The organism is Citrobacter sp. RHBSTW-00986, assembly GCF_013783065.1.
Lineage (GTDB): Bacteria > Pseudomonadota > Gammaproteobacteria > Enterobacterales > Enterobacteriaceae > Citrobacter > Citrobacter braakii.
This window is the reverse complement of the sequence record NZ_CP056200.1, coordinates 4706734-4719980: the sequence shown is the minus strand read 5'-3', so window position 1 is coordinate 4719980 and position 13247 is coordinate 4706734. Positions and strand designations below refer to the sequence as shown.

At 52.8% G+C, this 13247-nt stretch carries 19 protein-coding genes; 14 read left to right on the top strand and 5 right to left on the bottom strand.

The genetic code is table 11. The features are described 5' to 3' along the window. Positions 1-25: 25 nt before the first annotated feature. Positions 26-1399, bottom strand: coding sequence for an envelope stress sensor histidine kinase CpxA (cpxA, locus tag HV345_RS22740; protein WP_016155210.1), 1374 nt, complete (start codon positions 1397-1399; stop codon positions 26-28). Beyond that, the gene (gene cpxR, locus HV345_RS22735) at positions 1396-2094 is read right to left on the bottom strand and encodes an envelope stress response regulator transcription factor CpxR (protein ID WP_006686193.1); all 699 of its coding nucleotides are present in this window, start codon (positions 2092-2094) and stop codon (positions 1396-1398) included. The genes cpxA and cpxR overlap by 4 nt, the downstream gene beginning before the upstream one ends. Before the next feature lie 150 nt (positions 2095-2244). Here cpxR and cpxP point away from each other — a divergent pair, with 150 nt between their 5' ends. Continuing rightward, positions 2245-2745 (top strand): cell-envelope stress modulator CpxP, encoded by a 501-nt coding sequence (gene cpxP / locus HV345_RS22730; RefSeq protein WP_016155211.1) that lies wholly within the window; start codon positions 2245-2247, stop codon positions 2743-2745. A 167-nt stretch (positions 2746-2912) separates the two neighbouring features. Here cpxP and HV345_RS22725 read toward each other — a convergent pair whose 3' ends face one another. Beyond that, on the bottom strand, positions 2913-3893 hold the full coding sequence (locus HV345_RS22725; RefSeq protein WP_016155212.1) for a tyrosine-type recombinase/integrase: 981 nt from the start codon (positions 3891-3893) through the stop codon (positions 2913-2915). A 69-nt stretch (positions 3894-3962) separates the two neighbouring features. Continuing rightward, positions 3963-4268 (bottom strand): helix-turn-helix transcriptional regulator, encoded by a 306-nt coding sequence (locus tag HV345_RS22720; protein WP_016155213.1) that lies wholly within the window; start codon positions 4266-4268, stop codon positions 3963-3965. A gap of 110 nt (positions 4269-4378) precedes the next feature. On the opposite strand from HV345_RS22720, the gene HV345_RS22715 reads away from it, so the two are divergent. The 13 genes from HV345_RS22715 to HV345_RS22655 all read left to right on the top strand — a co-directional run bounded on the left by HV345_RS22715 (position 4379) and on the right by HV345_RS22655 (position 11818). Next, positions 4379-4660, top strand: a complete 282-nt coding sequence (locus HV345_RS22715; RefSeq protein ID WP_016155214.1) for a Cox family DNA-binding protein — start codon at positions 4379-4381, stop codon at positions 4658-4660. Between the two features lie 12 nt (positions 4661-4672). Next, positions 4673-4870: a DUF4761 family protein gene (locus HV345_RS22710; protein WP_181636088.1), complete on the top strand. Its 198-nt coding sequence runs from the start codon at positions 4673-4675 to the stop codon at positions 4868-4870. After that, a complete protein-coding gene (locus HV345_RS22705) occupies positions 4870-5100 on the top strand; it encodes a phage filamentation protein Fil family protein (RefSeq protein WP_181629464.1) in 231 nt (76 codons plus the stop codon). Before HV345_RS22710 ends, HV345_RS22705 begins: the two co-directional genes overlap by 1 nt. An 86-nt stretch (positions 5101-5186) precedes the next feature. Continuing rightward, positions 5187-5618, top strand: coding sequence for a tellurite resistance TerB family protein (locus HV345_RS22700; RefSeq protein ID WP_063922350.1), 432 nt, complete (start codon positions 5187-5189; stop codon positions 5616-5618). After that, positions 5618-5800 (top strand): DUF3927 family protein, encoded by a 183-nt coding sequence (locus tag HV345_RS22695; protein ID WP_155020265.1) that lies wholly within the window; start codon positions 5618-5620, stop codon positions 5798-5800. The genes HV345_RS22700 and HV345_RS22695 overlap by 1 nt, the downstream gene beginning before the upstream one ends. Positions 5801-5885: 85 nt before the next feature. Further along, a complete protein-coding gene (locus HV345_RS22690) occupies positions 5886-6278 on the top strand; it encodes a hypothetical protein (RefSeq protein WP_181629461.1) in 393 nt (130 codons plus the stop codon). Between the two features lie 69 nt (positions 6279-6347). Beyond that, positions 6348-7289 (top strand): Dam family site-specific DNA-(adenine-N6)-methyltransferase, encoded by a 942-nt coding sequence (locus HV345_RS22685; protein ID WP_181636087.1) that lies wholly within the window; start codon positions 6348-6350, stop codon positions 7287-7289. Then, a complete protein-coding gene (locus tag HV345_RS22680) occupies positions 7289-7525 on the top strand; it encodes a hypothetical protein (protein ID WP_001514715.1) in 237 nt (78 codons plus the stop codon). The genes HV345_RS22685 and HV345_RS22680 overlap by 1 nt, the downstream gene beginning before the upstream one ends. 2 nt (positions 7526-7527) lie before the next feature. Next, entirely contained in the window at positions 7528-7737 is a 210-nt protein-coding gene (locus HV345_RS22675) for a hypothetical protein (protein WP_001514716.1), read from the top strand. Continuing rightward, a complete protein-coding gene (locus HV345_RS22670) occupies positions 7737-8045 on the top strand; it encodes a DUF4406 domain-containing protein (RefSeq protein WP_160387343.1) in 309 nt (102 codons plus the stop codon). The genes HV345_RS22675 and HV345_RS22670 overlap by 1 nt, the downstream gene beginning before the upstream one ends. Then, on the top strand, positions 8042-10519 hold the full coding sequence (locus tag HV345_RS22665) for a replication endonuclease (protein ID WP_255467590.1): 2478 nt from the start codon (positions 8042-8044) through the stop codon (positions 10517-10519). Before HV345_RS22670 ends, HV345_RS22665 begins: the two co-directional genes overlap by 4 nt. Then, positions 10516-10947: a hypothetical protein gene (locus HV345_RS26535; RefSeq protein ID WP_239689278.1), complete on the top strand. Its 432-nt coding sequence runs from the start codon at positions 10516-10518 to the stop codon at positions 10945-10947. Before HV345_RS22665 ends, HV345_RS26535 begins: the two co-directional genes overlap by 4 nt. Positions 10948-11137: 190 nt before the next feature. Beyond that, positions 11138-11818, top strand: a complete 681-nt coding sequence (locus HV345_RS22655) for a DNA adenine methylase (protein WP_181636086.1) — start codon at positions 11138-11140, stop codon at positions 11816-11818. 382 nt (positions 11819-12200) lie between these two features. On the opposite strand, the gene HV345_RS22650 is transcribed toward HV345_RS22655, so the two are convergent. Beyond that, a complete protein-coding gene (locus HV345_RS22650) occupies positions 12201-13247 on the bottom strand; it encodes a phage portal protein (protein WP_181636085.1) in 1047 nt (348 codons plus the stop codon).

Below are 13247 nucleotides of genomic sequence, written 5' to 3'. Positions count from 1 at the left end.
GGTACGACGTTACCGGGGAAGCCTGTTAAGCGCGTTTATACAGCGGCAACCAAATTACCAGCCGTAAACCACCCAGCGGGCTGTCTTCGGCTTTCACCCAGCCACGATGTTGTTGGATTGCGGTTTCAACAATCGCCAGACCCAGACCTGTTCCGCCAGACTCGCGATCGCGCGCCTCATCGGTACGATAGAACGGACGGAAAATCTGTTCTCGGTCTTCAGGGCTAACGCCCGGGCCATCGTCGTCGACGGTGATGGTAATCCCATCGATATCCACCGCGAAGCCAACTTCAATCTGCGTGTGTGAATAACGCAGGGCGTTGCGCACAATGTTTTCCAGCGCGCTTTCCAACGCATTTGGGTTGCCGTACAGCGGCCACGGGCCCGGCGGGAAATTCACCGTGAGTGATTTACCCATCTGCTCGGCTTCAAAGGCGGCGTTATCCAGCACTTCGCCCCACAGCTGATTGGCTTTCACCGTTTCACTGACCAGCGCGTTTTTCTGCTGATTACGTGACATCACCAGCAGGTCGTTGATCATGCTGTCCAGCCGATGTGCTTCTGTTTCAATACGCTCCAGCTCTTTGCTTTCACCGCTACGACGGCGCAGCAGCGCGGTGCCCAACTGCAGACGCGTCAACGGCGTTCTCAACTCGTGAGAGATGTCCGACAGCAGGCGTTGCTGCGAGGTCATCATTCGCTCCAGCGCCGTCACCATCTGGTTAAAGCTGGCGCCCGCCGCCAGAAATTCCTGCGGACCGGCTTCCAGTTCCGGATGCTGACGCAGGTTGCCCTGGGCCACTTCATCCGCCGCGTTTTTCAACTTACGCGCCGGTTTCGCCAGACTCCAGGCAAGCCAGAGCAATAGCGGAGAGCTGACTAACATGGTGACAATCAGCAACAACAGCGGTCGGTCGAACAACAGATTGATAAAGTCAGATTGTGAGCTGCTGGCAGGTCGAATGAGATACAGCTGGTAGTTATCTTCGCCGTCTCTGACGGAGAAAGGCCCGACCATCTCAACGCGACCGTATTTTTTCTTTTGCGGATGGTCGGCGTTATCGGCCTGACCAATAAAGTTACGAATGATCTGCATTTCGTTGCGTTCTGCGCCGATCACGCGTCCTTCCGTCGTAACAAGCAATAACCGCTGTCCTGGCGGCGCCCACTTGTCTATCGCCCGAAACAAGCGACGCCACCACATTAAATCGTTGGGTGGATCGTTCGCCAGTTCAGCTTCAACGTGTTGCTCAATCATCAACCCCTGGCGCTGCTCGCTGTCCAGTAGCTCGGTCATCTGGCGTGAATCAAGCTTGGGTAACATCAGTACCAACATCAACACCAGTGCCAGCGTCAACCAGAAGATGGCAAAGATGCGTGCGGTTAAGCTCCCTATCATGAAGCGGAGACCATCAGGTAGCCGCGACCGCGCAGGGTTTTAAACCACGGGTGTCCGTCTTTACGTTCTGGCAGCTTACGACGCAGGTTCGAGATATGCATGTCGATCGCGCGATCAAAAGGCGTCAGGCGTTTGCCCAGCACTTCCTGGCTCAGGTGTTCACGCGAAACCACCTGACCGAGATGCTGTGCCAGCAAATAGAGCAGGGTGAATTCGGTGCCGGTTAATTCCAGGGTTTGCCCGTCAAAGCTGGCTTCCTGGCGACCCGGATTAAGGCTTAACGCATCCACTTCCAGAGTCGGCGAACCGTTGTCGCTGTTCTGCTGCTGTTCGCTCCAGTGTGAGCGACGCAAAATAGCGCGGATGCGCGCGACCAGTTCACGGTCGTTAAACGGTTTGGGTAAATAGTCGTCCGCGCCCAGCTCAAGGCCAAGTACGCGATCCAATTCGCTGCCGCGAGCGGTCAGCATGATTACGGGTGTCTGGTGTGTCTGACGAAGTGCTTTCAGCGTATCAATGCCATTTTTCTTCGGCATCATGACGTCGAGCAAAAGTAAATCGATGCTGTCATCCAGAAGCTCAAGCGCCTGTTCCCCATCATAGGCAACCAGCACATCGAAACCTTCCATTTCGAGCAACTCCTTTAACAGGGAAGTCAGCTCTCGGTCATCATCAACTAACAGGATTTTATTCATTGTTTACGTACCTCCGAGGCAGAAATTACGTCATCAGGCGTCGCTAATCTATGACTTTACGTTGTTTTACACCCCCTGACGCATGTTTGCAGCCCGAATCGTAAACTGTCTCTCGTTGAATCGCGACAGAAAAGATTTTGGGAGCAAGTGATGGGCAAAGTTACCGCTGCCGTCATGGCCTCAACGCTGGCTCTGAGTACTTTAAGCCATGCAGCTGAAGTCGTCACAGGCGATCACTGGCACCTGGGTGAAGGCTCCGCGCAACGCAGCGTTCAGAGCCACATGTTCGACGGTATCAGTTTAACCGAACATCAACGTCAACAGATGCGAGATTTAATGCAGCAGGCAAGACACGAACAGCCTCCTGTTAATGTTAGCGAAATGGAGACAATGCATCGCCTTGTCACCGCAGAGAAATTTGATGAACGCGCTGTGCGCGCTCAGGCAGAAAGAATGGCGCAAGAACAGGTTGCCCGCCAGGTTGAAATAGCCAAGGTTCGCAACCAGATGTATCGCCTGTTAACGCCCGAGCAGCAAGCGGTTTTAAATGAGAGACATGAACAACGAATGGAGCAACTGCGCGACGTAGCGCACTGGAAAAAAAGCTCATCGTTGAATTTATTGAGTAGTAGCAACTCACGTTCCCAGTAGTAACCCTGTTTTCCTTGCCATAGACACCATCCCTGTCTTCCCCCTCATGATGAGGGGGTTTTTTTTATCAGGTACTTAGAAAAAATCCCTTTTAAATCAAGTCACCGTGTAACCGCCAGAAGCGGCTACAACGGGTTATAGTGTTTATGGGCGTAGACAACGTGTAGTCAAATCGCCAGCCCTCCACCCAGCGGGTTTAACGTTACTGCGTGCTTGAGATAATCGGGGGCAAGGTGAGCATAAACCATCGTCTGCTGTATGCTTGCGTGCCCCAGAATCTGCTGTAACGCAATAATGTTCCCCCCGTTCATCATGAACCAGCTTGCGAACGTGTGCCGAAGCACATGCGTGGCCTGACCACGTGGTAGATCGGGCTTTACCTTTCTGAGCCGTTCGCAGAAGTTTTCATAGTCAACTTTGAACAGCGGCCCCGTGTCGCTGGTCTTGATCTCTTCCTCCAGCGCTTCCGATATCGGAACCGTTCTATTTTTCCCATTTTTGGTCTTAAGGAAGGTCACGCGCCCGTGGTTAACCTGTTCACCTCGCAGCGTGCTGCCCTCTCCCCATCGTGCGCCAGTGCTGAGACATACCAGAGCTACGCGCCGATCGTCACCGGTCAAAGTTTCCAGCAGCCTGCCGATCTCTGACTTCGTTAGATAGGTCATGGCGGGCGGTGTTTCTTTCAGCGGTTCCAGACCCTTGCAAGGGTTTTCCTTCCTGAACTCTTCCATCTTGATCAACGCGCTGAACATGCCGGAAAGCCGATAGATATCACGATTAATCGTGGCTGCGCTGATCCCGTCCTCCAGCCGTTGGCTTCGGTGCTGCGCTATCGTGCGTTTGCTTAACCGGTTAACGGCCGGATCTCCCAACGCCCTGATCGTTTTGTTCAGGTGCCGTTTCTCAATTTCGCCATTTTCCAACGTCTGCCCGTATAGCAACCACCAGGCTTCTAACAATTCGCTTAAGGTGCGGCGATCTACGCTCGCGCCAAGCCATTCTTTTTTGTCGGCGTTGACCAATACATAACGCTCAAAAAGTACAGCTTCTTGTTTCTTATCAAACCGCCTACGGATGCGTTTTCCGTTACGCCCGCGCGGGTACACGTCTACTTCGTATTGACCACCTTCGAGCTTCTTAATCGACATAGCGAAGCCCTCCAGTAGTGCGATTGTCGTTTTGCGCCGTGTGTTCTAGCGCAAAGAAAAACCAGATTTTTAACCAGCCTTCGGCCTTGATTGGCGCGATGTTGTTTTGCCTTGCCCATCAGGGGAGAGAGCCGGGGAAACCTGCCCCGCTGCTGGTGCGGTTTTATCGGTCATGAGCCATAGGGTGTATTTCTCAAATCGCGGATTTTCGAGAATCAATGCTAAGTAGTCGCCGGGTATTTGCCTCCCTATAGCTTCGTAGTTTTTCAGGTTGTTAGCTGAAATGCCTGTTATCTCAGACATTTCTCTACGGGATAGTCCTTCGGCTTTTCTCATAAGCATGATTTTTTCACCGATGCTTGTTTTTTGGATCATAAGTGATCTAAACTCCTCAATGTTGGGATTACATGTAATCCATTTAAGACACCGCCTAAGGCGGCTACAGTCAGCTATAAGCGGCTGAACATCGAAGAGGATTATTACACATGAAAGACAAATACCCAGAGGGCTACATTGAATTGCGCCACCCTGTGGACGCGGTGCCAACTCCGAAATTTGCCGAAATGATCGGTAAATCAGCCAGCGCAGTGGGTGATATGGTGCGAGATGGTAAGTTGCCAGTGGTTCCGATGAAGAACCCGGAAGCCCTGAATGGTCGATCTGAAAATTGGATCTTCATCCCAGAATTTAACCGCGCCATGCGTGAAGCATTTTTCAACCGCCCAAAAGAGCAACGTGATGCCTGGCTGCTGTGGATTGGTCTGTAAGGAGTCGATGAGATGACGGGCCAGTTAATACAATTAAGCCGCCATAGTTATATTTATCGTGGCTTCACCATTCATAAATGCCCGCGCAATGCCATTACTATGAAAACGGCATATAGCATTTTAAATAATGGTAATTATTTTGGGCGAGACTTTGCATTAGCGGAAGCAATGAAAACCGTTGATGCTATTCGTGACGGGGTATCACACTAATGAACGCAGACCAAGGGCCATCACTCGCTAGCCTGTTAAGGCACGGTTGCCAAGTTAAGCACTACCGCAATACACGCGGTTGGATTGAATGCCCGGATGGGCGTTTCTTTAAACCGGAACCGAATAAGGTGCGCTTTATTAAAGGTATGAGTAAGCCTTTTGTTTATACGAAAAAGATAAACAAAGGCTTATTTGGTGTATTAGCAAGGTTATTTAGAAAACTGCTTTAGTAATTAAGTAACAGATAAAACTTTTTCTACCTGTCGTCACTTTATTAAGTGATGGCGCATTCACTCACCCAAAAAATGGGTTAATTATGTTTGGCATGTTCAAGAAAAAAACCGCTGCTGTAAAAGTTGAATTAAAGAAAGTTGAAAACCGCGATCTGATGGAGGCCATTGTTGGTGGCTGTCTGCTGGTTGCTGCTGCTGATGGTGAAATTGAGAAAGAGGAAACCGCAAAGCTCGATCAGCTGCTGCGCTCCAATCCCCGCCTGAGTCATTACGGCAACGAAATCACCGCGCTGATCACCCGCTTCACTGAACAGCTTGAGGCAGGTTTTCGCGTTGGTCGCATGAACATCCTGCGTGAAATCGAAGATATCAAAAACGACCCGAAAGAGGCTGAGGAAGTCTTCGTCAACATGCTGACCATTGCCGAAGCTGACGGCGAGATCGAGCCGGAAGAGCAGAAGGTACTGGAAGAGGTTGGGCGTCGTCTGGGTCTGCGCGTTGAGGATTACATCTGATGAGCCAGGTGCTGAGCATGTTGCGGCCTGCGCTGGTTCTGCTGCTGGCTTTCATGGTGGTAGCGGTGGACTTCACCAGCTATCTGCTCTCAGCGGTTGGCGATCTGTTCTTCGTGGGGGCGCTCGTTGTTCTGGTATGGCCTGCGATTAAGCCAGCCAAAGAGCAGCAGGGCGACGAGTAAGAGAGGCACCGGGAAACCGGTGCTTATCCGGGGCGTTACTTCCGAGTGGCGCGCCTGATAAGCGGCAGTGATGGGGGATAGGATTATGAGTATCGGACAAGAAAAACCAGTCTCTGGGCGTCAGATGTTCCTTGAGCAGCGCGCCCGCTTGCAGTCGAGCATTTCAGTTTCCCGCACCAATGACACGGCGAGCCGTTTCAACCGCCTGGGCGAGACTCAGAAAAAGGCGATCATCCTGCTGGCAAACGAAGCCGCCCAGCGGTTTAAAGACCTGCCGTCGCTGACTCACTCCCATCTCACTATGCCTTTCGAACAGTTCAGCTCTCAGGACAAAGTGAGCTTGATGTTGGGCATTAAGCGCCTTGCCGAGCTGGCTGCGGCGTTGCCGTGGGAGTTTCCCGATCATGCTGCGCCCCGCCTTGAAATGCTGGCGTTACGCGAATCACCACCACCCGCGCCTGATGGCGCAGTCAATTAACCACTGAATGATTAACCAGTAGTCAGGCGCATCACCGCGCCGGGCTTCCTGCACCCAGGAGAAAGCAAGATGATTCGATCACTACTCAAATGGCCCGGTGGCAAAAGCCGCGTGATGCCTGAATTACTGCCGCATTTACCAAAGGCTGGTTGCCTCGTTGAGCCTTTTGTTGGCGGCGCTTCCGTGTTCCTCAATACCGATTATCGCCGCTATATCCTTGCGGATATCAACCCGGATCTGATCCGCCTTTATCGTGAGGTAAAAAGCAATCCTGAGTTGGTGATTGATCTTGCCCGCCCGCTCTTTGCTACCGGCAATTCCAAAGAGGAATATTTACAGAACCGCCGCATTTTCAACGGTACAAAAGGCTTGCTTGATGTAGCCCGCGCGGCTCTGTTTCTCTACCTCAACCGCCACGGCTACAACGGCGTGGTGCGTTACAACCAGAGCGGCGGTTATAACGTGCCGTTTGGTCAGCACAAAACCGCGCCTTACTTCCCCGAAGCGGAGATCCGCCAGTTTGCTGAGAAGGCCAACGACACCAAAGCTATTTTCCTGTGCAGCTCGTTTCAAAATACCCTCAAAGTGATGGTTGGAACGGATGAAGCCATCTACTGCGATCCGCCGTACCTGCCAGCCAGCGAAACCGCCAATTTCACCCAATACCACACCGAGCCATTCACCGAGAAGCACCACCGCCAGTTAGCGGCGGAGCTGCTGGAAGTGAACCGCAAATATGGCGCGCCGGTTGTCATTTCCAACAGTGACACCGAAACCACCCGCGAGATTTACCACCGTTTCCGCCTGCATGAAATCGACGTGCAGCGCTCTGTTAGTACTGACGCCAGCAACCGCCAGAAGGCTAAAGAGGTGATCGGCGTTCTCAAGGTATGCGAAGGGTGCGGGCGCGCGGGCGGAGGCAACTGCCCGGACTGCGGGCAGTGCTGTGGTGATGCCACTTACAACGCGATGGTTGCAGCGGGCGCTTTTGATGAGCAAGGGGGTTTCTGATGGCGAGCTTAATTGAATTTTTAGAGGCGGTTGGTCTGGAAAATGTGACCGTTCAACCACTTCACCAGTGCATTACGGGCGTAGCGATGGAGAGAAAAGGCGGTGCCAAAGTCAGCTTTTTGACCAATGAAATAACCCCATCTGATGCATTCGGAGAGATGAAAAGAACGGCGTTCATCGTCTGGATGGACGCTAAGAAGTTTGATGCCGCACTTGAAAAAACGAAGGGCAAATGAGCATGAAACAGAATAAGAGCGCGGTTTTATCATCAATCCAAAATGTTGCTGTTTTCTTCAATTACGGCGGTGAAACAGTAGCGTTAAAAATGACAGCCGAACAAAAGAGAGTGATCGGCCTGTTTGCTATTTCAGCCGTTGAAGGTACTGCGGAACTGGTGCGGGTGCCTCATTTGTCATTACCAGCAGATCCAGAAATGGAGGCTCTGTAATGTCAAAAATCTATATCGCTGGCCCAATGAGCGGATTACCTGGTTTTAATCGCCCGGCGTTTCACCGTGCTGCCGCGCACATTGTACGGCGCGGAAACGTTGCTCTTAATCCGGCGATCCTGCCGGATGGGTTAGAGCAAGCGGAGTATATGGATATCTGCCTTGCCATGCTTCGCTGCGCTGATGGCGTCTTCATGTTGGACGGTTGGCAACAGTCTGCTGGGGCAAAGGCAGAGTACGCGCTTGCTGAAAAGTTGGGGTTGGATATTCAGCACCAGATGATTGATCGGTACATGGGCGCACGATGACCACCGCAGCAAGTGGGCGCGGCGCTCCAACGCCGCCCCCTCCGTATCCGGGTAGCGCACCAGACGCCACCCGGTACGCTTACGAATGGCAGAAGCCGAAAGCTGCCATTTGTGTTGATAAGACTCCCGTTGTTGATCTAGTCGAGCTGGGTCAAGAACAGGAGTTTTTGGCGTGGGTGAAAGTTACCCTTTCGCCGCTACCCCGCTTTATTCGTCTGCGTCTGGCTTCCCGCATTGACAGCATTCACACCATGAAGGGCAGACACATCGCCCGTCTGGCGCTGCGCGATATCATCCGCAGGGATCTGCCACCCATCAACATGGTTAATGAGCAATACGCTATTGCGATGACCGATGAGGCTAAATCTCAGGCTGATACAGCATTCAAAGGGGTAAACCCGCTTTACCACACGTTTAACACTCTTCACGGATTGGTTGAGCGCTTTAACCGCCTGCCGGACTTCACGCCGGAAGATGTTGAGCTGCTGGCGCAGGATATTGCTATCTATATGCGGTCTGTGCTGAGCGAAGTTCACGAAACGGTAGAGACGCAGAGTGATCGCAAATATGCCGAATACCTTTACACCGAAGCGGCTATCCTCGCGCGGCTTTTCTTCCTGACGCCTCCAAGCTGGGAAAAGTATTGCCGGGGCGCGCTGTTTATTGATGAAGCTACTACCGGCATCAGCAAGATGCTGGATGATCGCTATTGGCACCGTAACCTGAAAAAGTACGCTGCGCGCTGGCGCGAGCACCTGCACATTGCCTTTGGTGACGTGAAGCGGGGCGCTGCACCGTATTGCAGTAAGCACCATGTTGATGAGTGGGATGCCCGGCGTAAACGTAGCCGCGCGATCATGGCCCGTCTTGAACTGGAAGACCAGGACACCAAAGAGCGCATTTCACTTATTGAGCAGATCGATAAGAGTATTTCTAACCCGGCATTGCGCCGCGTTGAACTCATGACCCGCATTGGTGGTTTTGAGAAAGTAGCCACCGAAAGCGGCTATGCAGGCCAGTTTTTTACTCTGACAGCACCATCAAAATACCACGCCTATACCGTATTCGGTCATCGTAATGCCAAATGGAACGGTGCCAGCCCAAGAGCAACGCAGCGCTACCTTAACCGGGTATGGCAACAGATTCGTGCTGAGCTTGCCCGCCGTGAAATTCCGGTCTTTGGCCTGCGGGTGGCTGAGTCACACCACGATGGTACGCCGCACTGGCACGGCCTGTTGTTTTCCCTGCCGGAACATTCCACCGAGTTGCTGGAAGTTATGGAAGACTACGCAACCCGTGAGGATGCGGAAGAATTACAAGGTAAACACGGCAATCAACCGCGCTTTGATATGAAGCCGATCGATCAGGAAATCGGCAGCGCCACCGGCTATGTGGTGAAGTACATCAGTAAGAATATTGACGGCTACGCGCTCGACGGCGAAACGGACGACGAGAGCGGCAGGCCACTGAAAGAAACGTCAAAACATGCAACCGCCTGGGCATCGTGCTGGGGCATCCGTCAGTTTCAGTTTTTGGGCGGTGCGCCGGTATCTGTCTGGCGTGAGCTGCGCCGGTTCCGCAATCAGGAACAGGCCGACAAGATAAACCCGCTATTTGCTGAGCTGCACCGTGCTGCGGATGCTGGCGACTGGCAGCAATACACCCAATTGCAGGGCGGGGCACTGGTTGCCCGCCGTGATCTGCCGTTGCGCATCTGGTACCAGCAGAAAGACGAGCCGAATGATTACGGCGAGTATCTGGATCTTATCAAAGGTCTGGTGATGCCTGCCGTTCACATCCCACCAATTGAAACCCGCCTGCATACCTACCGCATTGTGCGTAAGAAACCGGAAGTTTTAGACGACTCCGGGCAGGCCGTTGACTTTGATTTTGACCTTCGGGGCGCGTCCGCGCCCTCTAGGACTCGTGTCAATAACTGTACTGAGGTCAAAAAACATACAAATTCAGGGGGTGACAATTCGCCACCAGTTGAGCCTGAACAGTATGAAATTGGTCAAATGACCCACGAGCAGAAAAAACGGCTCAATGAAAGCATCAGAAACTACAAACCGGAACGGCAAAAATCACCTGCTGATGAGTTTGAGGAGCTGGCGCGCAGCATTACCAGCGGCGACTGTTCCGAATATGACACCCAGCGGGCAGAAAGTTACCTCAAAGCCGCCCATGCGATCAGGCAGCAAGAGCAGGTTTTATCACCGGCAATTGCTGGTCTGGCTGGGCTGGTTCAGTCATGGGCGAAGGTTAAGAAGGTACAGATCAGTAAACCGCAGGCCATTCAACTGGCGCGCGGTAATGAAGTGACGGTACTCGATACCGTGTATCGCGCGCATCCGGTTACTGGTGAGTTGATTATCGCCGGTACCGATCAGCCATGGCGTAAAACCATCGCGAACCACAAAGCCAGTGAGCTGATCAGCCGCTGGAAGAAAGCACAATCGAAAGGAGAAGTATGATGAATTGCAAATTATCAAATCAGCAAATGACGCTGGATAGCGCAATCGCGCACGCTGACCAGCTCGCGTCTCAACTGTCAGGCCCATGCTCTGAACAGCACGCACAGCTTGCCGAGTGGCTGAGAGAGTTACAGGGACGTAGGAATATTGAAGAGTTTGCAGGTAGTAGGCATGAGTCAACTTTAGCGCTTGTATCTGTTTTGGATGAGATGGAAAAGCAAGATCGCCAGTGGGGTGCCGATCGCAATCAGCACCCATTTATTTGGGGGGCGATATTAGGTGAAGAGGTAGGGGAGCTTAACCAGGCTTTTCTGCATGATGAGTTTGGCGGAAGCCATGCGGGAACTGCGCGCGCGGAAGCTGTGCAAGTGGCTGCTGTTGCGCTTCAACTGATCGAATACTACGACAGGGTAAAAATCAGGAAATGACAATCGGTATGACTGGCGCAACTTGTTGCGCGGGGAATAGCGATTCTGCGGGCGCGGGCGGCAAAGAGTCCGCTAGCGCCACTAAGTGGCGCTCATTGGGTACCGCACTGTCAGGTTTGGCAATGTCGGCCATAAGCATCGAGCACCGTCATTTTTAGCAGTGCTGCAGGTTGAACGCGAGGATTTACGGATGAGTTATTTAGGGAGCAAAGGCGGTAGTGGCGTATATCAAAAAATCATTGCCGAGATGCCGCCACATGATACTTACATTGAAACCCACCCGGGCAGTGGGGCTGTGATGCTACGCAAGCCGCCAGCTATGCACAATGTTGGTATTGATATTGATGCGGAACCGTTAAAAGAGTTCGCACATAGGCATAACAGGCTTTACATAGATCTGGTGTGCCGTGATGCGGTGGACTATCTGAACGATTATGATTTTTATCGTGCCGGTCGCGTTCTTATCTATGCTGATCCGCCTTATATGCCTGAAACGCGCACCAGTCGCGCCCGCTACCGTCATGAATATACCGTTGCCGATCATGAGCGTCTGTTAGCCTGCCTAATAAGCCTGCCGGAAAACGTCAGCGTGATTCTGTCTGGCTACCCGTCGCAACTTTATGACGAAACGTTAGCGGGCTGGCGCAGCATGGAATTTCAGGCGATGACGCGCGGCGGGGTGAGAACAGAAAAAATCTGGATGAATTACGGCGAGGGGCGGGCATATTCCCACGCTTTTGCTGGCAAAGATTACAACGATCGGAGCCGCATTAAGCGGAAAGTTGAGCGCTGGCGCGCGAAATATGCGGCTTTACCGCCTGCTGAGAGGCTGGCAATTATGGCGGCGCTCAATGAGGTTGACGCCGGTTAAGCCCTCGCTTTCAGAAAGTGCGCGTTTTTGGTGCAAAATTACGCGCGCGTTTGCACAATTTTTTTGATGGTACTTTTGCCAGACAAGCCCAGACGCGGCGCGGCCTGCCGTGATCTGCAAGTTTGCACAAAAAGACGGGGGTTTTGTGTGCGGGCGAGGCGGGGGAACCATCGCGCGCTGAGGGGGTAAGGAGGGTATGCCTGTTAATGCCCTTTTTCGCGTCTGTGCGGCTCTGTTTTGATGTGGTTGCGTTGTGGTCAGGTGAGGGGATGGAAAAGAAAAGCCCCTGCCAGCGTGGCGTTGAGGGGCTTCTATGGCGTTTGGCTTTTGGGCGGGCTGTGCTCACCCTCTGGCAGGGTGAAGCGTCAATCTTTTTGAATGGTCAGGCGGCTGTTGATGGGGCTGCGAGGGCGTAAGGGTTGAAGCGGATCACCTCAATGCCCAGCCAGTCATTCAGCTCTTTCAGGCTTTCCTGTATCGGCGTCAGCTCGTTGATGGAGAAGACACGGGCGGCTTTCTCAACGTCGCCAAACCCCCCGGCGTTGCCTGGCATCACCCCCATCAGTTGAGGCGGGACGCGATGCGCGGCAAGCATATCATCCCGCGTTGCATCCTTGATGCCGGTAAACTCATCCTTTGCCGCTATCTGGCTGAATGGCAGGATTTGCAAGCCGTCTTTCTTTCCGCCTGCTGCGTATACGAACAGGTTTTTAAAAGCGCCACCGCCGCGCGCATCCTTCAATGACTTTTTCAGGCTCTCAACGTCTTTGTTGTTGGCGATCGGGTCGGTAAGGTAGACGATTACCCCGGCGTGACTGCCGTTGATGTAGTAGTTACGGCGGAACATAGTCGCTTCACTGTTGAGCATGGCGCTTTGTAACGAGGCCATGTATTCAGGTGCACCGTAGATCTCCTGGTGGATGCTGGGGTTTTTTATCTGGCAGATGCTGCCCGGCTTGAATGGGTAGTCCGCATCGCGGCGGGTGATAAACCAGTATTGATCCTTTTTCAGGTCGCTGCCGCGCCGGGTATATTTGGCCTGGGCATGTTTTAACGCAATAGGCTCACCCAGCATGTTACGGCGCACCTCCATGTAGTTGTTGCCGAATACCAGATAATCCAGCACCCAAGCGCTCATTTCCTGCCTGCTCAGCAGTGGGTGAGGGATGTAGCAGGATGTGATCACATTACGCTTAAAGACCAGCGGAGACTGATGATAGGCCGTTGAATCAAACATTCGGGCAATGCCGTAGGGGCTGATCGGTGGTTCAAAATATACGCCGTTATCAGCACACTCCATGCAATCCAGCAACATGCTGCGATCGGTGATAGCTACCGGGTCGCCAAAGCTGAATGACTCAATGCCTGCTGTTTGTTCGCTGGCAACCGGCTGCGGTCTGGCCTGAAACTTTTGCTTTTTGCGGCTCAC